This is a genomic window from Saccharopolyspora thermophila, from assembly GCF_014646075.1.
Lineage (GTDB): Bacteria > Actinomycetota > Actinomycetes > Mycobacteriales > Pseudonocardiaceae > Saccharopolyspora > Saccharopolyspora thermophila.
Window position 1 is genome coordinate 601226 of record NZ_BMMT01000001.1, and the last position, 21209, is coordinate 622434.

The 21209-nt window shown below is 68.4% G+C and carries 19 protein-coding genes, 2 tRNA genes, 1 other RNA gene and 1 pseudogene; 14 read left to right on the forward strand and 9 right to left on the reverse strand.

The window, feature by feature from the left end; all coding sequences use genetic code 11:
• Both IEY17_RS02645 and IEY17_RS02650 read right to left on the reverse strand, forming a co-directional pair.
• Nucleotides 1-1311 carry an ABC1 kinase family protein gene (locus IEY17_RS02645; protein ID WP_188984967.1) on the reverse strand — a complete coding sequence of 437 codons (1311 nt, stop codon included), beginning with the start codon at nt 1309-1311 and terminating at the stop codon, nt 1-3.
• Between the two features lie 292 nt (nt 1312-1603).
• Complete coding sequence (locus IEY17_RS02650) at nt 1604-1753, reverse strand: DUF5679 domain-containing protein (RefSeq protein ID WP_188984969.1); 150 nt, start codon at nt 1751-1753, stop codon at nt 1604-1606.
• A 229-nt stretch (nt 1754-1982) separates the two neighbouring features.
• Between IEY17_RS02650 and IEY17_RS02655 the strand changes: the two genes are divergently transcribed.
• The gene (locus IEY17_RS02655; protein ID WP_188984971.1) at nt 1983-2543 is read left to right on the forward strand and encodes a M48 metallopeptidase family protein; all 561 of its coding nucleotides are present in this window, start codon (nt 1983-1985) and stop codon (nt 2541-2543) included.
• Between the two features lie 24 nt (nt 2544-2567).
• On the opposite strand, the gene IEY17_RS02660 is transcribed toward IEY17_RS02655, so the two are convergent.
• Complete coding sequence (locus IEY17_RS02660; protein WP_188984973.1) at nt 2568-3974, reverse strand: zinc-dependent metalloprotease; 1407 nt, start codon at nt 3972-3974, stop codon at nt 2568-2570.
• A gap of 143 nt (nt 3975-4117) precedes the next feature.
• Between IEY17_RS02660 and IEY17_RS02665 the strand changes: the two genes are divergently transcribed.
• Nucleotides 4118-5143 (forward strand): YlbL family protein, encoded by a 1026-nt coding sequence (locus tag IEY17_RS02665; protein ID WP_188984974.1) that lies wholly within the window; start codon nt 4118-4120, stop codon nt 5141-5143.
• 59 nt (nt 5144-5202) lie between these two features.
• On the opposite strand, the gene IEY17_RS02670 is transcribed toward IEY17_RS02665, so the two are convergent.
• Nucleotides 5203-5730, reverse strand: a complete 528-nt coding sequence (locus IEY17_RS02670; RefSeq protein ID WP_188984976.1) for a PPA1309 family protein — start codon at nt 5728-5730, stop codon at nt 5203-5205.
• 211 nt (nt 5731-5941) lie between these two features.
• Between IEY17_RS02670 and IEY17_RS02675 the strand changes: the two genes are divergently transcribed.
• The 3 genes from IEY17_RS02675 to IEY17_RS02685 all read left to right on the forward strand — a co-directional run bounded on the left by IEY17_RS02675 (nt 5942) and on the right by IEY17_RS02685 (nt 9471).
• Nucleotides 5942-8824 (forward strand): UPF0182 family protein, encoded by a 2883-nt coding sequence (locus tag IEY17_RS02675; protein WP_229679808.1) that lies wholly within the window; start codon nt 5942-5944, stop codon nt 8822-8824.
• Nucleotides 8825-8979: 155 nt separating this feature from the next.
• A tRNA-Met gene (locus tag IEY17_RS02680) sits at nt 8980-9053 on the forward strand.
• A 344-nt stretch (nt 9054-9397) separates the two neighbouring features.
• A tRNA-Met gene (locus IEY17_RS02685) sits at nt 9398-9471 on the forward strand.
• Between the two features lie 79 nt (nt 9472-9550).
• Here IEY17_RS02685 and IEY17_RS02690 read toward each other — a convergent pair.
• Complete coding sequence (locus IEY17_RS02690; protein ID WP_229679773.1) at nt 9551-9724, reverse strand: hypothetical protein; 174 nt, start codon at nt 9722-9724, stop codon at nt 9551-9553.
• Between the two features lie 394 nt (nt 9725-10118).
• Between IEY17_RS02690 and IEY17_RS02695 the strand changes: the two genes are divergently transcribed.
• The 8 genes from IEY17_RS02695 to IEY17_RS25155 all read left to right on the forward strand — a co-directional run bounded on the left by IEY17_RS02695 (nt 10119) and on the right by IEY17_RS25155 (nt 15009).
• Complete coding sequence (locus IEY17_RS02695; protein ID WP_188984980.1) at nt 10119-10616, forward strand: PadR family transcriptional regulator; 498 nt, start codon at nt 10119-10121, stop codon at nt 10614-10616.
• 64 nt (nt 10617-10680) lie between these two features.
• A complete protein-coding gene (prfB, locus tag IEY17_RS02700) occupies nt 10681-11790 on the forward strand; it encodes a peptide chain release factor 2 (RefSeq protein ID WP_188984982.1) in 1110 nt (369 codons plus the stop codon).
• 102 nt (nt 11791-11892) lie between these two features.
• The gene (gene ftsE, locus IEY17_RS02705) at nt 11893-12582 is read left to right on the forward strand and encodes a cell division ATP-binding protein FtsE (RefSeq protein ID WP_188984984.1); all 690 of its coding nucleotides are present in this window, start codon (nt 11893-11895) and stop codon (nt 12580-12582) included.
• A 56-nt stretch (nt 12583-12638) separates the two neighbouring features.
• Nucleotides 12639-13541, forward strand: a complete 903-nt coding sequence (ftsX, locus tag IEY17_RS02710) for a permease-like cell division protein FtsX (RefSeq protein ID WP_188984986.1) — start codon at nt 12639-12641, stop codon at nt 13539-13541.
• A 40-nt stretch (nt 13542-13581) separates the two neighbouring features.
• Nucleotides 13582-14058: an SsrA-binding protein SmpB gene (gene smpB, locus IEY17_RS02715; protein WP_188984988.1), complete on the forward strand. Its 477-nt coding sequence runs from the start codon at nt 13582-13584 to the stop codon at nt 14056-14058.
• Nucleotides 14059-14316, forward strand: a complete 258-nt coding sequence (locus IEY17_RS02720) for a hypothetical protein (protein ID WP_229679774.1) — start codon at nt 14059-14061, stop codon at nt 14314-14316.
• Between the two features lie 95 nt (nt 14317-14411).
• Nucleotides 14412-14782: a transfer-messenger RNA gene (gene ssrA / locus IEY17_RS02725) on the forward strand.
• Between the two features lie 47 nt (nt 14783-14829).
• A complete protein-coding gene (locus IEY17_RS25155) occupies nt 14830-15009 on the forward strand; it encodes a hypothetical protein (protein WP_229679775.1) in 180 nt (59 codons plus the stop codon).
• A gap of 377 nt (nt 15010-15386) precedes the next feature.
• On the opposite strand, the pseudogene IEY17_RS25160 reads toward IEY17_RS25155, so the two are convergent.
• The 3 genes and pseudogenes from IEY17_RS25160 to IEY17_RS02740 form a co-directional block, all read right to left on the reverse strand.
• A pseudogene (locus IEY17_RS25160) lies at nt 15387-16397 on the reverse strand (recombinase family protein); the annotation flags it as partial.
• Nucleotides 16398-17279: 882 nt separating this feature from the next.
• Complete coding sequence (locus tag IEY17_RS02735; RefSeq protein ID WP_229679776.1) at nt 17280-18350, reverse strand: replication-relaxation family protein; 1071 nt, start codon at nt 18348-18350, stop codon at nt 17280-17282.
• Nucleotides 18351-19126: 776 nt separating this feature from the next.
• A complete protein-coding gene (locus IEY17_RS02740) occupies nt 19127-19558 on the reverse strand; it encodes an NUDIX domain-containing protein (protein WP_188984993.1) in 432 nt (143 codons plus the stop codon).
• Nucleotides 19559-19600: 42 nt separating this feature from the next.
• Between IEY17_RS02740 and IEY17_RS02745 the strand changes: the two genes are divergently transcribed.
• Complete coding sequence (locus tag IEY17_RS02745; protein WP_188984995.1) at nt 19601-20578, forward strand: phosphotransferase family protein; 978 nt, start codon at nt 19601-19603, stop codon at nt 20576-20578.
• On the opposite strand, the gene IEY17_RS02750 is transcribed toward IEY17_RS02745, so the two are convergent.
• The gene (locus IEY17_RS02750; protein ID WP_229679777.1) at nt 20568-21203 is read right to left on the reverse strand and encodes a hypothetical protein; all 636 of its coding nucleotides are present in this window, start codon (nt 21201-21203) and stop codon (nt 20568-20570) included. The genes IEY17_RS02745 and IEY17_RS02750 overlap by 11 nt on opposite strands.
• Nucleotides 21204-21209 lie beyond the last annotated feature (6 nt).

The following is a 21209-nucleotide window of genomic DNA, read 5'->3' on the forward strand; positions in this document are numbered from 1 at the left end:
TCACTCGGCGAAGCCGGGCTGCCAGCGGGTGATGATGTCGCGCGCTCCCACCTCGGCGTCGAGCTGGCACAGGATGCCGGTGGCGCCGAGCGTCACCCGGTGGATCAGCAGGTAGTCCGGCGGCAGGTTCAGCGACCTGCCGGTCCGGAAGTCCGGGCTGCGCAGGTCGCCCACCCGTTCCGCCTGCTGCTGCAACCAGCGGCGGGTGAAGTGGAAGGTCTCGACCCGCACGGGGTCCACGAACGGTGCCAGGTAGGCCAGCACGTCCTCGGCGCGCAGGTTCACCTCGGGCTGCACGAACCGCTCCGCCCGCAGCAGCTCCAGCAGCTCCGCGGGCCGGTCCTCCAACGCCAGCCGCAGCATGCGGCCGAGGGTCGCGGGCAGCCCGTGCGGCAGCCGCGAGACCGCTCCGAAGTCGATGACGGCCAGCCGGCCGTCCGGCAGCAGCATGAAGTTGCCCGGGTGCGGGTCCGCGTGCAGCAGTCCCACCCGCGCCGGTGCCGAGTAGTGGAACTCGGCGAGCCGCTGACCGGCCCGGTTGCGCTCCTCGCGCTCCCCGTTCGCGATGATCCGCGAGTACGGCGTACCGGTGACCCACTCCGTGACGACGACCTTCGGTGAGCTGGCCACCACGGCTGGCACCAGCACGTCTTCGTCACCGCGGAACTCCCTGGCGAACGCCCGTTGGTTGTCGGCCTCGGTGCGGTAGTCCAGCTCCTCGACCATCCGATCCTGCAGCTCCGCCAGCAGCGGCTTGACCTCGGCACCCGGCGCCAACGACTGGAACAGGCGGGAGAGCCGCATCAGCTGGCGCAGGTCGGACCGCAGCGCCTCGTCCGCACCCGGGTACTGCACCTTGACCGCGACCTCGCGCCCGTCGTGCCAGGTCGCCCGGTGCACCTGGCCGATGCTCGCCGCCGCGGCCGGGGTGTCGTCGAACTCGGCGAAGCGCTTGCGCCAGCCGCTTCCGAGCTGCTCGTCCAGCACCCGGTGCACGCTGCTGCTGGGCATCGGCGGGGCCGCCGACTGCAGCTTGGTCAGGGCCTCCCGGTACGGGCCGGCCAACTCGTCGGGGACAGCGGCCTCGAACACGCTCAACGCCTGGCCGAACTTCATCGCGCCGCCCTTGAGCTGCCCCAGCACCGCGAACAGCTGTTCCGCGGTCCGGGCCGAGACCTCGGCGTTGATCTCCGCCGCGTCCTGCCCGGTGAGCCGCTTTCCCCACCCGGCGGCCAGCCGGCCTGCGACACCGAGCGGCAGACTGGCGAGCTTGACGGTGCGGTGTGCTGCCCGGCGGGGAATGTCGGCCACGAATTCTCCTTGGTGCGGGAAAACCCTCTCGACGTCCGAATTCCTCTTCGAAATCGCGGAACCCAGGACACATGCTAGAGCTTTCCGGCGACACCATGGGCCGTGATCGACGACGTTGCACCACTGGCCGCATTCGGCATTGAGCCGAACCAGGGGACGGGGCGGTCACCGCTGCCGACAGGCGCGCGAGTAACCCCCTGGCGCTCCGACCTCGGCCGGAGCGGTGTTCGAACGCTCGGGCGAAGGCGCTGCCGGGTGGGCGGCTCGGCGGCAGCCCACCCTGGCCCGGTGGTCACGCCTTGCCGAGGATGCGGGTCATCTTGGTGCCACAGACCGGGCAGGTGCCCTTGGCCATGCGGCGACCGTTGGTTTCCGAGACCTCACCGGAAAAGTCGCGCTTCGCCCGGCACTTCACGCAGTAGCCGTTGTACGTGTCGGCCACGGCTCCCCTCCTTCGTGTCGTGGCCCAGCCTTCGCCGCTGGGTCGCCTCCGGCCCGTCCTCCGGGCGGCTGGGGGAACGGTACATGCGGGCCAATGGACATGCATGCATAAAGAGCATCGCACGTTCAACTCAATGGAGTAATACCCCCGATGATCACCGCCGGTGTTCGTTGCGGGAGAACTCACACGGGGATCCGTTTGTCGGGCGCACTCGCTAAGGTCCACTTTCGTGGCTGAACCCCAGGTCGAGGTCCGCCGCAGCAAGCGCCGCCGACAGACGGTGAGCGCCTACCGCGACGGCGACAAGATCGTGGTGTTGCTTCCGGCTCGGATGAGCCGGGCGGAGGAAAAGCGCTGGGTGGCGGACATGTTGAGCCGGTTGCAGCGCAGCGAGACGCGGCGTCGGTCGCCGGCCCGGGAATCCGACGAGGCGCTGACGCGCCGCTGCCACGAGCTGTCGGCGAAGTACCTCGGCGGCCGGGCGGAGCCGCGCAGCGTCCGGTGGGTGCCCCCAATGCGTACGCGGTGGGCGTCCTGCACGCCCAGCGACGCGACCATTCGGGTGAGCGAGCGCCTCCGAGATGTACCCGGATGGGTGCTGGATTATGTGCTCGTCCACGAACTGGCGCACCTGCTGGTGCCCGGCCACGGCCCCGACTTCTGGAAGTGGGTGCGACGTTACCCGAAGACCGAGCGCGCCATCGGCTACCTGGAGGGCGTCTCCGCCGCCGCCCACCTCGGGCTCAGCCTCGACGACGACACGACCCAGCGGGTCGCGCCCGCGCGGTGACGAGCACCCGCGAGGTGCTCGTCGTCAGCTCTCGTCGTCGCGCTGGGACGAACCGCCCTCGGACTCGTCGTCGGACTCCGCGGAGTCGTCGGCCTCGGCGCGCCGGAGCGCGGCGATCGGGTCGTCCAGCTCCGCCGGGGCCGCGCCCCACCGGTCCGCGAAGTCCAGTGGCTCGTCGAGGTCGGAGCTGTCCGGCAGGAAGTCGGGGTGGTCCCACACCCGGTCCCGGCTGTCGATGCCGTGCCGCTGGGTCATCAGCCGCCACAGGTTCGCCGCGTCCCGCATCCGCCGCGGCCGCAACTCCAGGCCGATGAGCGTGGCGAAGGTCTGCTCGGCCGGGCCGCCGCTGGCGCGCCGCCGCCGGACCATCTCGCTGAGCGCGTTCGCCCCCGGCAGCCGGTCGCCCACGGCGTCCGCGACGACCACGTCGACCCAGCCCTCGACCAGCGCGAGCAGCGTCTCCAGGCGGGTGAGCGCCGCCTGTTGCTCCGGGGTGGTCTTCGGTTCGAGCATCCCGGAGCCCATCAGGTCCTGCATCGAGCTCGGGTTGGTCGGATCAATCTTGCTGGCCAGGTCCTCGAGCGCGCTGGTGTCGATGCGGATGCCGCGCGCGTACTCCTCGACGGTCGCCAGCAGCCGCTGGCCCAGCCACGGGACGTGGCGGAACAGCCGGTGGTGCGCGGCCTCCCGCGCGGCGAGGAACACGGTGGCCTCGCTGATCGGCCGGTCCAGGCCGTCGACGAAGCGCTCGATGTTGGCCGGCAGCAGCGCGGCGGTGCCCTGCGGCCCCAGCGGCAGCCCGATGTCGGTGGAGGTCAGCACCTCACCGCCGAGCTGGGCCAGACCGTTGCCGAGTTGCGAGCCGAAGGTCATCCCGCCCATCTGGCCGAGCATGGACAGCAGCGGCCCGGCGGCCTGCTTGGCCTCCTCCGGCAGCGCCTCCAGCCACGCGCTGGACATCCGCTTCGCGACCGGGTCGCACAGCTGCTGCCAGGTGGGCAGCGTCTTTTCCACCCAGTCGACCGACGACCAGGTCTGCACCGCGCGCACCCCGGTGGGCAGTGCCGTGGTGGGGTCGAGCCACAGCTCGGCGAGCCGCACCGCGTCCTCGATCGCCCGGACCTGCTCCTGGCTGGGGCGCTCGGTGCGCTTGGTGTTGTGCAGCTGCTGCACCGCGAGCTGCTTGGCGAGGTCGTAGTTCACCGGCCCGGTGCTGCTGCCGGAGTGGCTGAGCGCCTGGCCCAGCTGCGTCAGCATCTGCCCGAGCTGGCTGATGTCGAAGTTCGGCATGCCGCCCGGTCCGATGCCGCCGAAACCGAAACCCATGTCCCCGGGGTTTCCGGCGCCACCCTCAGAGCGGCCTTGCGACGAGTCGCCCTTGTCAGGGTCGTCGGGGTCCTGCGGGCCGAACCCGAACGGCAAGTTGGTCATAGCTCCACCGTACGCGGCCCGAGCAGGTCGTTTGAACCGTCCTGGAACTCGTCCTGCGCTCCACCGCCGCGCAGCCACGCATCGTGTCCGCGGACGTGAACACCGCACACATCGCCGACAGCGAACACGTACGCTGTCGCCTCGTGAACCGCCGCACGTGGACGCTGCTGACAAGTGTCGCCCTGGTCGTCATCTTCGGTCTGCTCGGTGCGTTCGTCCGGGTGCCGTACGTGGCGCTCGGGCCGGGGCCCACCTTCGACACCCTCGGCGTCAACGGGGACGTCCCGGTGATCAGCATCGAGGGGCAGCAGACCTTCCCGACCGGCGGGCACCTGAACATGACCACGGTGTCGGTGACCGACCACCTGTCGCTGTTCGGCGCCATGGGGTTGTGGGCCAGCGGCCGGTACGCGCTGGCGCCGCGCGAGCTGTACTTCCCGCCGGACAAGAGCGAGCAGCAGATCGAGCAGGAGAACGCCGAGGCGTTCACCGACTCGCAGACCACGGCGGAGACGGCCGCCCTGCGCTACCTGGGCTACCCGATGAAGGTGCTGGCCGGGGAGGTGGTCAAGGGCAGCCCGGCGGACGGCGTGCTGGCCCCCGGCGACCACCTGCTGGCGGCCAACGGCAGGCCGATCACCGATGCACCGTCGGTGCGCGCCGCGCTGGCCGGCACCCGGCCCGGCGACCGGGTGGAGATCCGGTTCCGGCACGCCGACCAGCCGGAGCGGGTGGCCACCGTGCAGCTGGCGCAGAACCCCCACGGCGACCAGCAGGGCTTCCTGGGCGTGGCGCCGGTGGAGCAACCGGACGTCAACTTCGACATCAAGATCAGCCTGGCCGACGTGGGCGGCCCGTCGGCGGGGTTGATGTTCGCTTTGGCGATCATCGACAAGCTGACGCCGGGCGAGCTCAACGGCGGGCAGTTCGTGGCGGGCACCGGGGAGATCGACCCGGCCGGCAGGGTGGGCCCGATCGGCGGCATCCCGTTCAAGATGGTGAAGGCCCACGAGGCGGGGGCGAGGATCTTCCTCGTCCCGGCGGACAACTGCGCCGAGGCGAAGGCGCAGGCGCCGGACGGGCTCGAACTGGTCCGCGTCGCAACGCTCGACGACGCGATGAAGTCACTGGACGCGATCCGCGCCGGCCAGGTCCCGCCGAGCTGCTGACCTCGACCGGGGCACCCCGCGCCGGCTGCCGCCGGTGCTGGGCACACCCCTCGGGCTGGTCACTCCGCGAAGGTGGCGCGCAGGGCGGCCAGCAGGTTCGGCGCCAGCCGCGGGTCCTGGATCACCTCGCCGCCTTCCGCGCCTTCGGCGCGCAGGCGCATCACGCAGGCTTCGCCGCCGTCCCGCAGCACCGCCGCCACCAGGCGCGCCTCCCGGCGCTCCGGGTGCTCGGCCGCCACCCGGCGGGCCTCGTCCGCGTCGCCGGGCAGCTCCGCCTCCGCCTCCGGCGGCAGCACCACGATCTCCTGCACGAGCGCGCAGCCGGAGACCTGGTCGGGCCACGCGATGCGGCCGAGCGCCTCGGCGAGGTCCTCCGCCGGCAGCGACTCCTGCGCGATCGGGGTCAGCGGCGAGTCCGGGTCGAGCTGGTCGGCCAGGCCGGGTTCGGCGGCCAGCAGCTGGCGGGTGGGCACGAGCGCGAACACCTGGGTCGGCTGGTCCCAGCCGGCGGCGCCGACGAACTCCTCGATCTCGCGGGCGGCTGACGGCAGGGCCGCGGCGAGGTCCTCGGGGGTCTGCGGTGGCATGCCGCCCATGGTCGCACCGCCGGTCCCCGGAACCCCGGCCGCGTCGATGACCTGCGAAGGTTGTCGTTTTCATCCATTTCGCGAACGCCCTTCCAGGAACTTTCGGGCAGGGTCGTAGAGTTGAACATCACGGGGGCGGCCGCGGGTCGTACCCCAGCCCTGCTGACCGTCACCAGGAGCGTGCGTCGTGGCCATGCGGCCCCCGGTAGGAATGCCGAAACTGTCCCGGCGGAGCCGGGTCCTGCTGATCCTGGGCGGCATCGTGCTGGTCGCCCTGATCGCCGGATCGCGACTGCTGGGTACCTACGTGGACTGGCTGTGGTACGGCGAGGTCGGCTACCGGCAGGTCTTCACCACCCAGCTGCTGTCCCGCACCGGCCTGGGCGTGGCCGCGGCGGTCTTCCTGGGTGCCGTGCTCGCGCTGAACCTGTGGCTGGCCTACCGCAACCGGCCGGTGTTCGTGCCGGTCAGCGGTCCGGACGACCCGCTGGCCCGGTACCGGACGGTGATCACCGAGCGGTCCCGGTTGTTCGGGCTGGGCGTGCCGATCGTGGTCGGACTGATCGGCGGCCTGGCCGCGCAGGCCGACTGGCAGACGCTGCAGCTGTTTCTGCACAGCGTGCCGTTCGGGCAGGTCGACCCCGAGTTCGGCAACGACATCAGCTTCTACACCTTTGAACTGCCGTTCTGGCGCTTCCTGCTGTCGTGGGGCTTCATCGCGGTCACGGTGTCGTTCGTCGGCTCGCTGATCACCCACTACATCTTCGGCGGCATCCGGCTGGCCGGCCGCTCCGGTCAGCTGTCCATGCCCGCGCGCATCCAGCTGGCCGTGCTGGCCGGGCTGTTCGTGCTGCTCAAGGCGGTCGACTACTTCCTGGACCGCTACGATCTGCTGCTGTCCTCGCGCAACCCGCTGTTCACCGGTGCCAGCTACACCGACCTGAACGCGGTGATGCCCGCGAAGCTGATCCTGATGTGCATCGCGGTGTTCTGCGCGCTGGCGTTCTTCGCGGTGATCTTCCTGCGCAACCTGCAGATCCCGGCGCTGGCCACGGTGCTGCTGGTGCTGTCCAGCGTGGTCGTCGGGGCGGTCTGGCCCGCGCTGCTGGAGCAGTTCTCGGTCCGCCCGAACGCCAACCAGCGGGAGGCGCAGTCCATCGAGCGGAACCTGGCGGCGACCAAGGCGGCGTTCGGCATCGGGGACAACCGCGTCCAGGTCATCGACTACCCGGGCCGGACCCAGCTGCAGCCCAGCGAGGTCGCCGCCGACCAGGGCACCATCCCCAACATCCGGCTGCTCGACCCGAACGTGCTGGCCCCGACGTTCACCCAGCTGACCCAGCAGTACAACTTCTACGGCTTCGCCGACAAGCTCGACGTCGACCGCTACCGCGACGCCAACGGGGAGCTGCAGGACTACCTGGTCGCGCTGCGCGAGATCAACACCGACCGGCTGGCGGTGAACCAGCAGAACTGGATCAACCGGCACACCGTCTACACGCACGGCAACGGGTTCGTCGCCGCTCCGGCGGACCGCGTCGACTCCACCTTCAAGGAGGGCGCCACCCAGGGTGGCTACCCGGTCTTCCAGATCAGCGACGTGGCCAACAACGGCCAGGGCGCGATCCCGGTCGAGCAGCCGCGCGTGTACTACGGCGAGCTGGTGGGCCGTAACGACTACGCGATCGTCGGCGGCAACCCGGGTGAGCCGCCGCGCGAGTACGACACGGACACGCAGCAGTACACCTACACCGGCAAGGGCGGCGTCCCGGTGGGCAGCCTGTTCCACCGGTTGGTGTTCGGCGCCTACTACGGTGAGCGGAACTTCCTGTTCAGCGGCGCCATCGGCACCGATTCGAAGATCATCTACGAGCGTAATCCGCGGGACCGGGTGCAGAAGGTCGCGCCGTGGCTGAAACTCGACGGCGACCCGTATCCGGCGGTGGTGGACGGCCGCATCAAGTGGATCGTCGACGGCTACACGACGCTGAACAACTACCCGTACTCGCAGCTGACCGAGCTGGGCGAGGCCACCAACGACACGCTCACCGGCGTCGAACGGCAGCCCAACCAGAAGATCAACTACATCCGCAACTCGGTCAAGGCCACCGTGGACGCCTACGACGGGACGGTCGACCTCTACGCGGTCGACCAGAACGACCCGGTGCTCAAGGCATGGGAAGGCGTCTTCCCGGGCGTGGTCAAGCCGGCCAGCGAGATCAGCCCGCAGCTGCGCGAGCACTTCCGCTACCCGGAGGACATCTTCAAGGTGCAGCGCAAGCTGCTCACCCAGTACCACGTGGACAACCCGGGTGACTTCTTCTCCAACCAGACGTTCTGGGAGGTGCCGTCCGACCCCACCAGCCGCGGTGCCGTGGCCAGCGGTGAGGGCCAGCAGCCGCCGTACTACCTGCTGGCCCAGATCGAGGGCCAGGACAAGCCGCAGTTCCAGCTGACCAGCGCGCTCACCGCGCTGCGGCGGCAGAACCTCGCGGCCTGGGTGTCGGCGTCCTCCGACCCGGAGGACTACGGCAAGCTCACCGTGCTGCGGTTGCCGACCAACACCCAGACCCCGGGCCCCAATCAGGTGCAGAACCAGATGGAGTCCACCCCGGAGGTCACCGAGAACCGCACCCTGTTCAACAACCCGAACGTGACGGCGATCTTCGGCAACCTGCTGACGCTGCCGGTCGCGGGCGGCCTGCTCTACGTCGAACCGATCTACATCCAGCGCAACGAGGCCGAGGCGTACCCGCAGCTCGCCCGGGTGCTGGTGTCCTTCGGCGGGAAGGTCGGCTTCTCCGAGACCCTCGCCGGGGCGCTGGAGGAGGTCTTCGGCTCCGGGGCCGGGCAGTCCACCGGGCAGATCCCGGACCAGCAGCTGCCGCCGGCGACGCAGGGCCAGCAGCCCCCGCCGGGGGTGAACACGCCGGTCAGCCCCCAGCTGAACCAGGCGGTGACCGACATCCGAACCGCTCTGGACCGCATCCGGCAGGCCCAGCAGTCCGGCAACTTCGCCGACCTCGGCGCGGCCTACCAGCAGCTCGACGACGCGGTGCGGCGCTTCGAGCAGGCGCAAAGCAACGGCGGCTGACCAGGCCGTGGCAGAACCGGGGCGGGACCGTGCGAGCGGCCCCGCCCCGGTCGCGTTCCGGGCCCTCCATTCGAGTGCACAATGACGCTCGTCACTTTTTCTGGCAGGCGATTTGCACTAGACTCCGTCGGCCCGTTAAAGTTAAGGACACACGACGCGGGGTGGAGCAGCTCGGTAGCTCGCTGGGCTCATAACCCAGAGGTCGCAGGTTCGAATCCTGTCCCCGCTACGATTGACAGGAAAGGGTTCCGGCGTTCGCCGGGGCCCTTTCCTTTTTCCTTTCTTACGGGTTTCCAGGTTTGCCTGTACCTGGAAGACCTGGGTGTGGATCCGTGCGGTGCGGTGGCTTGCGTCGGCTCCGCGGTTCGCGTGGTGGTCCGGCCTGCTCGCGGACCAGCGCTTTCGCTTCGCTCCCGCGGGTCGTTCGCGCTGCGGGACCCCATTGCTTCGCGGTGTTGCGTTTGTGCTGGTGGGGAGGGGTCCGGAGGAGTTGGGGGACCCCCTTGTTCGTCGGTTTCGGCGGGGGTGTAGTGTTGGAGGCACAACAGAACGCGACTGGTTTCCAGTCGCTGGCGCGGGGTGGAGCAGCTCGGTAGCTCGCTGGGCTCATAACCCAGAGGTCGCAGGTTCGAATCCTGTCCCCGCTACTGACCGAAACGGGTCCCTGGTTCGCCAGGGACCCGTTTCGCTTCGTCGGGGTTCTCCGCCGCTCGCTCGGGGCTCGGCTCAGCCGAGGCCGGACGCCCACTTGCGGGCGCAGGCCGGCGAGCAGACCCGACCCTCGCCCCGGACCACTCCTGCCGGGCGCATCGCTCGGCCGCAGACCATGCAGGAGTCGGTCTCGCCGTCGCGCGGGCGGGGCACCAGGGACCTGGCCCGTTCGGCAACCTTGTTGGTCACCTTCGTCCTGCTCTCGTTGACCTTGGTACGCAACCAACTGCGATGCACGTGCCCGCACCTCCTGAATCGGCCGCCTGGGTGGCCGCCAACTGGGCGGCCATGAGCAGAGTGCGTGTGACCTGCTGTAGTTGGTCAACTCCAGAACGTGATAGCACCTCTTTGCGCGCCGAAGAACCCCCATCCAGGGGAACCGCGGGCATGTCGGTTGCAATCCGTGCCCGTCCTGGACCGATGCCGTGTGCGGCGCGTGTTCGGCGCCGCCGCCGGGGCAGTCGTCCGGCGCTCGCGCCAATGGCGCAACCGTTCGTCCACTTGGACCAGTCCACTGCAACCACAGTGGACAGAACTGGGGACCATTGTGGACAGCGCTGCGGTCGCGTGGCACCGTGGTGGTGTGACCGAGCTGAATGCGACATCCGCTGCCCTGTTGGGCCTACTGCACGAAGGTCCGAAGACCGGTGGCCAGCTGGTTGCGGCTGCCACCGAGCGCTTCGGAGGGTTCTTCAGCGTGACCCGCAGCCAGGTTTACCGTGAGCTGCCCGCGCTGACCGATGCCGGCCTGCTTCGCCTGGGCAAGCAGGGGCCGCGCTCCAGCCAGCAGTACGCGATCACCGCGGCCGGCAAGCGCGCCTTCAAGTCCTGGTTGAACACCGAACCGGGGCCGGACAACGTCCGCAGCCCGCTGATCCTGCGGCTGGTGTACTCGGGCTCGCTGACGCCCAAGCAGCGCGCCGCGCTGGTGGAGTCCGCCCGCGCCCAGTACGCGGTGCGGCTGGACGAGGCCAAAAACGCCGCGAAGGCCGCCAGCGACCCCTACGAGAAGGCCGCTGCCGACTTCACCGTGGCCTACAACCGGGCGATCATCAAGCTGCTGGATTCGATTCCGGACTGACTCCGCGAACGCCAAACGGGCCGTCCTGGTGGGCGGCCCGTCCGCGGAGGGTACCCTGAGCACTGTGAATCCCGACGTCGCCGCTGCGCTCAAAGAACTGTCCAACACCCTCGAGGGCATCGAGAGCGTGATGGACCTGGACGCTCTGCGCGCGAATATCGCGGAGCTGGAGGCCGAGGCTGCCAAGCCCGACCTCTGGGACGACGTCGAACACGCGCAGCGGGTCAGCAGTCAGCTCGTGCACCGGCAGGCCGAACTACGCAAGATCACCGAGCTGCGGCAGCGGCTCGAGGACCTCGAGGTGCTCTACGAGCTCAGCGAGGACGAGGGCGACGCCGCCGGGCTCGCCGAGGCCGACCAGGAGCGCGACCGCCTGCGCAAGGACCTCGAGGCCCTCGAGGTGCGCACCCTGCTGTCCGGCGAGTACGACGAGCGCGAGGCGATGGTGACCATCCGCGCCGAGGCCGGTGGCGTCGACGCGGCCGACTTCGCCGAGATGCTGATGCGGATGTACCTGCGCTGGGCGGAGCGGCACTCCTACCCGGTCGAGGTCTACGACACGTCCTACGCCGAGGAGGCGGGGCTGAAGTCGGCGACCTTCCGGGTCAACGCCCCCTACGCCTACGGCACCCTGTCCGTCGAGCAGGGCACCCACCGCCTGGTGCGCATCTCGCCGTTCGACAACCAGGGACGGCGCCAGACGTCCTTCGCGGGCGTCGAGGTGCTGCCGGTCGTGGAGGAGACCGACCACGTCGAGATCTCGGAGAAGGACATCCGGGTTGACGTCTTTCGGTCCTCGGGCCCCGGCGGCCAGAGCGTGAACACCACCGACTCCGCGGTCCGCATCACGCACCTGCCGACCGGCATCGTGGTGTCGTGCCAGAACGAGAAGTCGCAGCTGCAGAACAAGGCCGCCGCGATGCGCGTGCTCCAGTCCAAGCTGCTGGCCCGCAAGAGGGAGGAGGAGCGCGCCGAGCTGGACGCGCTCAAGGACAGCGGGTCCAGCTGGGGCAACCAGATGCGCTCCTACGTGCTGCACCCGTACCAGATGGTCAAGGACCTGCGCACCGAGTACGAGGTCGGCAACCCCGACGCGGTGCTCGACGGCGACATCGACGGCTTCCTCGAGGCCGGCATCCGGTGGCGCCGCCAGCAGCAGCACAGCGCGGCCTGACCAGCACGGTCCGTGGCCTGCGAAGTCGCAGGTGATCAGCGGTGCTCCCGCCGGTCCGGGTGAGCGAAGTCCCCCTAACGGTCGCGGGTAAACTCACGCCCCGTGATCCGCCTAGAGCACGTGTCCAAGACGTACAAGACGTCGACCCGGCCCGCTCTCGATGATGTGTCGGTCAACATCGACAAGGGCGAGTTCGTGTTCCTGATCGGCCCCTCCGGGTCGGGCAAGTCGACGTTCATGCGGTTGCTGCTGCGCGAGGACGTGCCCACCCGCGGGCGGGTCTTTGTCGCCGACTGGAACGTCGCCAAGCTGCCGCGGCGCCGCGTCCCCCGGCTGCGCCAGCGCATCGGCTGCGTGTTCCAGGACTTCCGGCTGCTGAACAACAAGACCGTCGCGGAGAACGTGGCGTTCGCGCTGGAAGTGATCGGCAAACCCCGCAACGACATCCGGCGGGTGGTGCCGCAGGTGTTGCAGCTGGTCGGTCTGGACAGCAAGGCCGACCGGATGCCGCACGAGCTCTCCGGTGGTGAGCAGCAGCGCGTGGCCATCGCCCGGGCGTTCGTCAACCGGCCGCTGGTGCTGCTGTGCGACGAGCCGACCGGGAACCTGGACCCCGACACCAGCCAGGACATCATGCTGCTACTGGAGCGCATCAACCGCACCGGCACCACGGTCGTCATGGCCACCCACGACCACTCCATCGTCGACTCGATGCGGCGGCGTGTCGTCGAACTCAGCCTCGGGCGGGTCATCCGCGACGACGCCCGCGGCGTCTACGGCGTCGGCCGCTGACCGCGCCCGAGCACCCCGAGGACAACACCCCGACCCGGCAGGAAAGCTGACACAAGATGCGCGCGAGCTTCGTATTCAGCGAGGTCGTCAACGGCCTTCGGCGCAACGTGACGATGACCATCGCGATGATCCTGACCACCGCCATCTCGGTCGGCCTGCTCGGCGGTGGTCTCCTGGTGGTCCGCCTGATCGACAAGATGCAGGAGACCTACCAGGACCGCGTCGAGGTCGTGGTGTTCATGACCGACGACGTCAGCGCCAACGACGACGACTGCACCCAGCAGCCGTGCGCCAAGATCAAGGCCGACCTCAAACGCATCCCCGGGGTCGAGTCGGTGACGTTCGAGAACCGCCAGCAGGCGTTCGAGAACTTCAACAAGGTGTTCGAGTCGCAGCCGGAGCTGCGTGACGTCGCCCGCGCCGAGGCGATGCCCGCCTCGCTGCGCGTCAAACTGTCCGACCAGGAGCAGTTCCCGGCGATCCAGCAGCAGTTCACCGGCCGTCCCGGAGTGGACAGCGTGGTCGACCAGGCCGAGTACCTCAACCGACTGTTCGACGTGCTCAACGGCATCCGCAACGCGACGTTCTCGGTCGCGCTGGTGCAGGCGCTGGCGGCCCTGCTGCTGATCTCCAACACCATCCAGCTGTCCGCGTTCACCCGGCGCACCGAGACCGGCATCATGCGCCTGGTCGGCGCCACCCGCTGGTACACGCAGCTGCCGTTCCTGCTGGAGGCGGTGGTCTCCGGCCTGATCGGCGCGATCCTGGCCATCATCGGGCTGCTGATCGCCAAGGCCACGTTCATCGACCGGGTCATGTCGCCGGTGTTCGGCACCGGCATCATCCCCAACGTCGAGTGGGGCGACATCGCGCTGGTCTCGCCGGTCCTGCTGCTGGTCGCCGCGGCCGTGTCGGCGGTCACCGGCTACGTGACGCTGCGCCTGTACGTGCGGCTGTAGCCGCCGAAACTCGCGTGACTCGGCGGTTAAGGTTGTTCGTATGGTGAAGGAACGTGGCCGCAAGCTCATCGCGCAGAACCGCAGGGCGCGGCACGACTGGTCGGTGCTGGACACCTACGAGACCGGGATCGTGCTGACCGGGACGGAGGTCAAGAGCCTGCGGCAGGGCAAGGCACAGCTGGCCGATGGTTTCGCCACGGTGGACGACGGCGAGGTGTGGCTGCGCAACGTCCACATCCCCGAGTACACCGAGGGGACGTGGACCAACCACGAGCCGCGCCGGTCCCGCAAGCTCCTGCTGCACAAGCACGAGATCCGCCGCCTCATCGGCAAGATCAAGGAGAGCGGGCTGAGCCTGATTCCCATGTCGATGTACTTCTCCGACGGCAGGGCCAAGGTCGAACTGGCCCTGGCCCGCGGTAAGAAGGCGTACGACAAGAGGCAGGACATGGCCCGCCGCGACGCCCAGCGGGAGATGCAGCGCGCCATCGGCCGGGCCCGCAAGGGCGTGCGGTAGGTGCCGCGCAGCGACGCCGACGTCCCGGCGTGGCTCGCCGAGCTGGGCGTGCCCGGGCTGGTCGACCTCCACACGCACTTCCTGCCGGGGCGGGTGTCACGCAAGGTGTGGGCGTACTTCGACCAGGCCGGCACGCACCACGGCACCGAGTGGCCGATCCACTACCGGCACGCCGAGACCACCCGGCTGACCATCCTTCGCGACATGCGCGCTGTGCTGGACGACACGTCGGCCCGGCTGCTCAATGTGCGTTCGTGATCAATTCGGGGATGGGGGAGTAATAGCGGGGCGGTGACGCGTTATCCTGGTGTACACCGGTTCGACAGGCGGACCGGAAGGCAGGTTGGATCCCAGGGGGTGAACGGTTTCGACTTCGTGAGTTGATCCGAGGGAAGCGTGCCGGTGCAGGCGAGAGACCACCGTCAAGCGTCGTCGCAAACAAATAAGCGCCGACAAGAGTCAGCGCGGGTACGTCCTCGCCGCCTGAGCGAGGAGCGACCCTGTCGGACCGGGAGCGCCTCCGACCCGGAATCCGGCATCAGCTAGGAGGCTCCACTGCCAGGTCCGGTCGCGGGACCTGGTGGGACACCGAACAGCGACTGGGCTCGTCACACCGGCTGGTTCGCGAGACCGGTGGAGCCGAGTAGAGGCATAGCGGACTGCGCACGGAGAAGCCTCGGCGAGGCCGCGAAGGACCCGGGTTCGATTCCCGGCACCTCCACCAAATTAGTCATTGCACGAACACCTTCCTTCGAGGCCCTGGCTGGCGCGTTGTCGCTGGTCAGGGCCTTGTTCGTGACTGCTGCTGTGTCGTGGTCGGTGCTGGGTTGGGGGATGCGGTACCTGGGGATGATGGTGCTGGCGCTGGTGATCTTGACTTCGGCGATGAGGGTTTCGATCAGGGCTTTGCGGGTCTGGTCGCTGCCGGAGTCGATGACCCTGGTGATGTGATCGGCGATCTTGACGAGCATGGCCGCTTCGGGGACGGTGGGCTCGGCGTCGAGAGCGGCGGCGAGTTCCTCACGGCGGGCGTGCAGTTGCTTGCTAGGGGCGCGCAGCTCGGCGAGGCGTTGGCCGACCAACTCCTCATCGAGGGTGCCGTTTTCGAACGCGGTGAGGTAGCGGTCGATCTTGCCGTTGGTCTCCGTGATCTTGGCCTCCACCGAGGCGAGTTCGGCTTGCTGGGTGTCGTGCCCGGCGCGGTGTTGCCGCTGGGCTTCGGCCACGGCGTCGGCGATGAGCGTGTGGTGGTCGCGGTAGAAGCTCGCGAGTGCGTCGAGCACGGCTTGCTCGACGGCGTCGGCGTTGATGCGGTGCCCGTCGCATTTGGTGGTGTCGTAGCGGGAGCGGGTGAAGCAGGTGTAGTAGCGGTAGACCTTGTTCTTGCCGGTGGCGCGGGTGCCGATCATGGCTTTGCCGCATTTCGGGCAGCGCATGAGTCCGGTGAGCTGGTAGTCGGAGCCGTTGGCGCGTCGGTGGGCGTGGTCCTCGCCGCGTTCGGCGAGCAGGCGTTGTGCTTCTTCGAAGGTCTCGGTGTCGATCAGGGGTGTGTGGCAGTCGTTCACGGTGATCTCCCGGAAGGACAGTTCGCCGATGTAGATCCGGTTCGAGAGGACTCGCAGGACTTGGTAGGCGGACCAGGTGCCGCCGGTGGTGGTGCGGTGACCTCGCTCGTTGAGCACCCGGGCGACGACCTTGGAGCCCAACCGGTCGTAGGTGTACAGCCGGAAGATCAACCGCACGATCGGTGACTCGTCGGTGTGGGGCACGAGCCGGTGGGTGTCGTGGGCGACGGTGTAGCCGAAGGGACGGCGACCGCCTTTCCACAGCCCTTTGGCGGCTTTGCGTTCCATGCCGTTGATCACGCGGTCGATGATGGTGTCGCGTTCGAACTGGGCGAACATGCCCAGCATCTGCACCAGCATCCGGCCCATCGGCGTGGAGGTGTCGAACGGTTCCGTGGCGGAGCGGAACACCACGCCGCACTGGTCGAGTTCGTCGAGCAGGGTCACCATGTCCCGCAGGTTCCGGGAGAACCGGTCCACTCGGTAGACCAGCAGCACATCGATCAACCCCGCTCGCGCGGCGGCCAGTGCCCGTTGCAGGTCATCCCGCTCGGTGGTCGCGCCCGAGGCGTCGTCGGAAAACCGCATGGCCACATGCCAACCGGGCTGAGACTCCACATAGGACTTCAACCGTTCGTCTTGCGCCTCGATGGAGTAGGGCTGGTGTTCGTCGTCGGTGGAACGCCGCATGTAGACCACGACCCGTACCGTGTCGAGATCATCCAGCGTCATCGCCGCGTTTTTGGTGCGTCGCGCGGTGCTCGATCGCCCCATGAAAAGACTCCCTCAGTGTTCCTTTTCGATGGCCGATCCGGGCCATTTCTTGCTGGCCCGGATCGGCCGTGAACAAAACTGTTTTTCTGGTGAAAAGAGCCGACTAAGAACCGACTAACACCGCAGGTCACAGCAGGTATCGCGCATGGTTGCATTATCCCTCGTCGTGGTCATCTTGGGAAGGTGATATGTCTGGTTTTAGGCGGCTTTTTCGTCGTCGGTCGGGGTCTCTTCCTGTTGTATCCATTCATTGACAAAGCGGCGAGTGTGATGACCGCGCGGCGGTATTCTTCGGCGGTCATCGGCTCGGTCTCGATCCGTTCCACCGTAACGTCGGCGCGGCCTGGCCTGCGGCGAAGCGGCACGACATTGCTGTCCGCATCACCTGCGCTGTCGGTGTGATCGGGGCGGTTTTCGGGGTTGTGGGGGCACATAGGGCACCTCCGGGTGCCCGCGAGCCCGCATCGTGGGCGGGAGTTCGCGGGCGCTGGTCGGCAGCAAGGGGTAACCGTCGACGCAGCGGGCACACGCCAGCCGGATCACCCGAACCCCGTGCCGTGTCAGGCTTTCCAGGGGTGCGGGCACGCGCCATGACGCGCGCTGTGGTGGCTGGCGGTTCCAGGCTGAACAAGGCCGGTGGGCTTCGACTCCCCGACTGCACTTCGGGCACCCGTCGGGGCCAGCGATCACCGGCCGGAGTTGTGGGCTCTCACCGCCCACGATCAGCGAGACCACCGGCGAGACCGGGGCGAGACTGCGGGTCTCGTCTCGTTTTTCCGGTCTCGGTGTCTCGATCATGGTCTCGGCTGTGGTCTCGCGCGGGGCGAGACACGGGGCGGGTCGACCAGAGAGCACAGACGACCGTGTCGCGTTGTCAAGGAGTCAGGCGGGACGCCGCCACCGCTGCCACGGTTGCCGCGTGGGCGTCCTATGGCTGGTGGTGTCCTCGTCGAGATCGGGGTCGGTGAGCACGATGTCGCCGACGTCGAGCCCGCGCCGGTTGGCCTCGCGCATCTCGTCGGTGACGCCGTCGAGGTAGGCGCCCTCGTCGTCATCGTCATCGTCGAGCGGTGACGGCGGGCGTGTGGCCAACTCGGCGAGCACCCTGGGAGTGCCGTCGTCCGTGGTGCCGCCGATCACGGTGGGCAGCTCGCCCAATCGCACCCGCCGGGCTTGCTCGGGCACGGCGGTGACCACGGACCACACCTCGCCCGCCGGGCCGTCTAGGTGGCCGTGCTCGCGGGACGCGGTCGCCACGGGGACGGGGGAATGCTTGGCCTGCAAGGCTTTTCGCAAGCCCTGTTCGCGGCGGGCGCTGGTGGTCCAGATCAGCACCATGCCCGCCAATCGCCGCGCCACATCGAAACGGTCGGTGTAGGGCTTGCCGGAGCCGGTGTAGCGGTCGATCTTGTCCGCGACACGGCGCAGGGGGTCGGTGCCGGTGTCGTGTTCCAGGAAGAACCCCAGCCAGCGGCCGTTTTCGTGCCAGCAGCCGTAGCCGTCCGGGGTGATCTTGTTGCAGTAGAACTCGGTAATCGACTCCTCGGAGCGCCACGTGTGCAGACCCTCGCGGCCGAAATCCCGCTCATCGGCGGCGAACCCGCCGAGCCCGGCACGGCGGGAGTAGTCGGCCAGCTCAGCGAAGAACTGAGTCACCCCCAACAAGTGGCCCAGCCTGGGCGATTCGAGGATGCGGCGCAGCCGATCCGCGTGCGTGGACGGACGCGGCGGACTCGTGCCGTCCTGGGCGGCGCGCAGCTCCGCGCCGCGATAGCCCAGCAGGTAGTGAAACGGCTTCGAGCCACCGTCAGCGCGATACGGCTGCGTGCGCCACAACACGCCCAAATCAGCCAAGTGCAGCAAGCGATGCTGTGCCCGCGACATCGACGGAAACACCAACGCGCGAAGCTGCTCCGTGGTCAAAACATGATGTTCAGCAACCAGTTCCAGCACCAGACGATCCCGAGGCGTCAGCTTCGCCCACAGCGCCCCGTCCGGCTCTCCGCCCGCCGCCCTGCGGCGGCGCCCCCGCGCGGCAGACGTGAACTGAGACTGATTGCGACCAATCAGTCGGACACCCGCGCCGCGCGCCTTGTCCCCGCCCCGACCTGCGGAGTTAGGAACAACACCCCCTGCGGATGCCCCTGCGGCCCTGGGACGCACCGCACCCGTCGTCCCATCCGCAGCCCCACCCGCCGCGCCAGCCGCGCGGGCGTGAGCCTCCTTGTGTCTGCGGTCAGCCATCGACACCACCCCTCGGTCAAAGGAACCCTGGACGCCCCTGAAGTCCGGAAAAACGGCCCTCATGGGACGCGATCAAGAAAAATGTGACCAACGACACACTTCAGGGTTGGTGGTGTGGTGGCTGCCGGTCGCCCGTCGCCAACGCGCGAGCATGATCACCGGCCTCCTCCAGTGTGCCAAGAACCCAAGCACTACAGGAGAGGCAATTGACGGCCCGATTTTGGACACCAACACCCGCACGTTCACGCGCACGGAGCAGCGCAGCTCGTTAGGCACGCCGGTGCCGGTCGATCTGCGGCTACGGGTGGAAGTGAGCCCGGTGCACCCGCGTCGGGTGGGGCTCCGGGCCTCGCGTTACTCGCGACTCTCCCACCTCGCCCGGCCCGAGGGATAGTTATTCCCAAGGAAGTTGGGCGACGAGCATTCCGCCCTTGCAGGGGCGTGACCAGCGATGTTGTTCCGCTGTGGGCGGCAGGTCGCGTGGTTCAGCCGTTCCAGCCGTGCCAGAAGGGCGTGCGGTCCTCCCCAGCGGCGACGAGGGCGTTCTTCAGCGCGCCGGGCCGGACGTCGGTGTCGGCGAGTTGGTCAAGAGGCAACCAGTGAAACTCCAGGTGGTCTTCCTGGCTGACCGGCTCTGCGGCGTCGATGGACACCTCGAAGACGAGGTTGATTTCGTGGTGGGTCACGCCGTCCTCGATGTAGCCGTGTTCGACAGCCCCGACGAAGCCCGCGATCTTGGCGTCGGTGCCGAGTTCTTCGGCGAGTTCGCGCACGAGGGCGACTTCCACCCGCTCACCCGGTTCGACGTGGCCGCCGGGCAGAAACGACCAGGACTTGGTGCGCTGACGCACCAGGAGAAGTTGACCACCGCGGCGGATGACGGCCCTGGCGATGATCTCGGTGGTCGCGGCGCTCATGCGTGCCTTTCCTGTCGGTCGCTGCCTCTAGGGTTGCGTATCGTGGCGATCTCGGAGCTTACCGTTGAGGATGTCGCAGCGGGTGTGGCGGAGGTGTTGCCGGAAGCCGCTCCGGTTCGCCCCGTTCGTGCCCTTCGCCGTGGCCGAAGCCATGTGTCGTGGGTGCTGGAGTCGCCGCGCGGCCGGCTGGTCGGCAAGGTGCTGCTTGGCTGTCCGCGCGACGGGTTCATGGAACGGCTCGCCGAGCATCGGCGGGTCTGGGAGCACGGCGTTCTCGTCCCTCCTGTGCTGGCCTTCACTGACTCCTGCCCTGCCGTGGGTGGGCAACCGCTGACGGTGTTCGAGTACCTGCCGGGCGTGGATGCCGAAGAAGCGTTGCCCTCGGTGGATGCCGATAGGGCGCTTGCGTTGATGCGCGATACCGGAGCGGCGCTGGCTCGGCTGCATCAGGTTCCGGTCGGTGGCTTCGGTGATGCTGTCGGCGGGCTTGGTGTGGGTCCTGCCTCGTGGGGTGCGGTGGTCGCGGGGCGAGCCGCGTGGCTGCGTGACGCCTATCGGAGTCTGGACGAGGCACCGTTGGCGTTGGTTGAGGCCGGAATTGGCTTGCTGTGCCGGTTGGCCGACGACGTGTCGCCAAACGTGCGCCCAGCCGTGGCGCACTTGGACGTGTACTTGCCGAACATCCTGGTGGATGACAAGGGCCGGTTCCGAATTTTGCTCGATCTTGAGCATGTCCGGTGGGTCGATCCGGTCATGGATTTCGTCAAGCCAGCTATGTGGATGTTCGCCGAACGACCAGCATGGGCCGATGCCTTCGCCGATGGTTACCGGTCGGCCGGTACGTGGCCGGAACGCTGGTCAGAGCGGCTGTCCGTCGCGACGGGATTGGAACTGTTGACCGGCGTGCAGTACTGGATACGGGTTGCTGATCATGAAATGCGAGAGGACTACCTGCGTCGGCTACGGGCATGGGTCCGCTCGGACGGTGCCGCTCACGTCTGGGCGTCGATCAGGCCATGAGCAGGTCGGCGACTCGGCAGGCGTAGGCGTCCCAGTCCTGTTTGGCCGTGTCGATGACGCACAGTGGCAAGGGCGAGGTCCTTGCCCAGGCCATCAAGTCGTCTTGCGCACACCTGATGTGCTCGGCTCGCGCGGCATCGGTGGTGCCGAAGCCTTCCAAGTAGCGTGCCCATTTCGCTCCACGTTGCAAGCGCGTGGATTCCACGCATTGAGCGCGGATGCGGTGATCAGGGACGCGCAGGAGCACCAGGTGCAGGCCGAGAGCGCTAAGGCGCTGTTCAAGGTCCCGGAGAACCGCGCGGTCCAGCGGTAGCCCGTACATCGGGGCGTCAAAGCCGAGCCCTTCCAGCACGCAGGTCGGTGTCCACGCGGCCGCGAAACGATGACGGGGCAGGGTACTGGCGTGAAATCGTCGGTCGATCTCTTCGAGGAAGGCTGTCAAGGCTTCCAGCCACGACAGGATGTTGGCCGCGTGCTCGTGTTGCTGGCCGGGTGTGTAGGTGCGGGTGGTGATGGTCGCCGCTTGCGGCATCGTGATCAGTGTTTGGCATCCGTCCTTGACGAGCCGCGCGACGGTGCGCTGATAGACCGAGGTTTTTCCCGCGCCCCAGACTCCGGCCAGCACGCATCC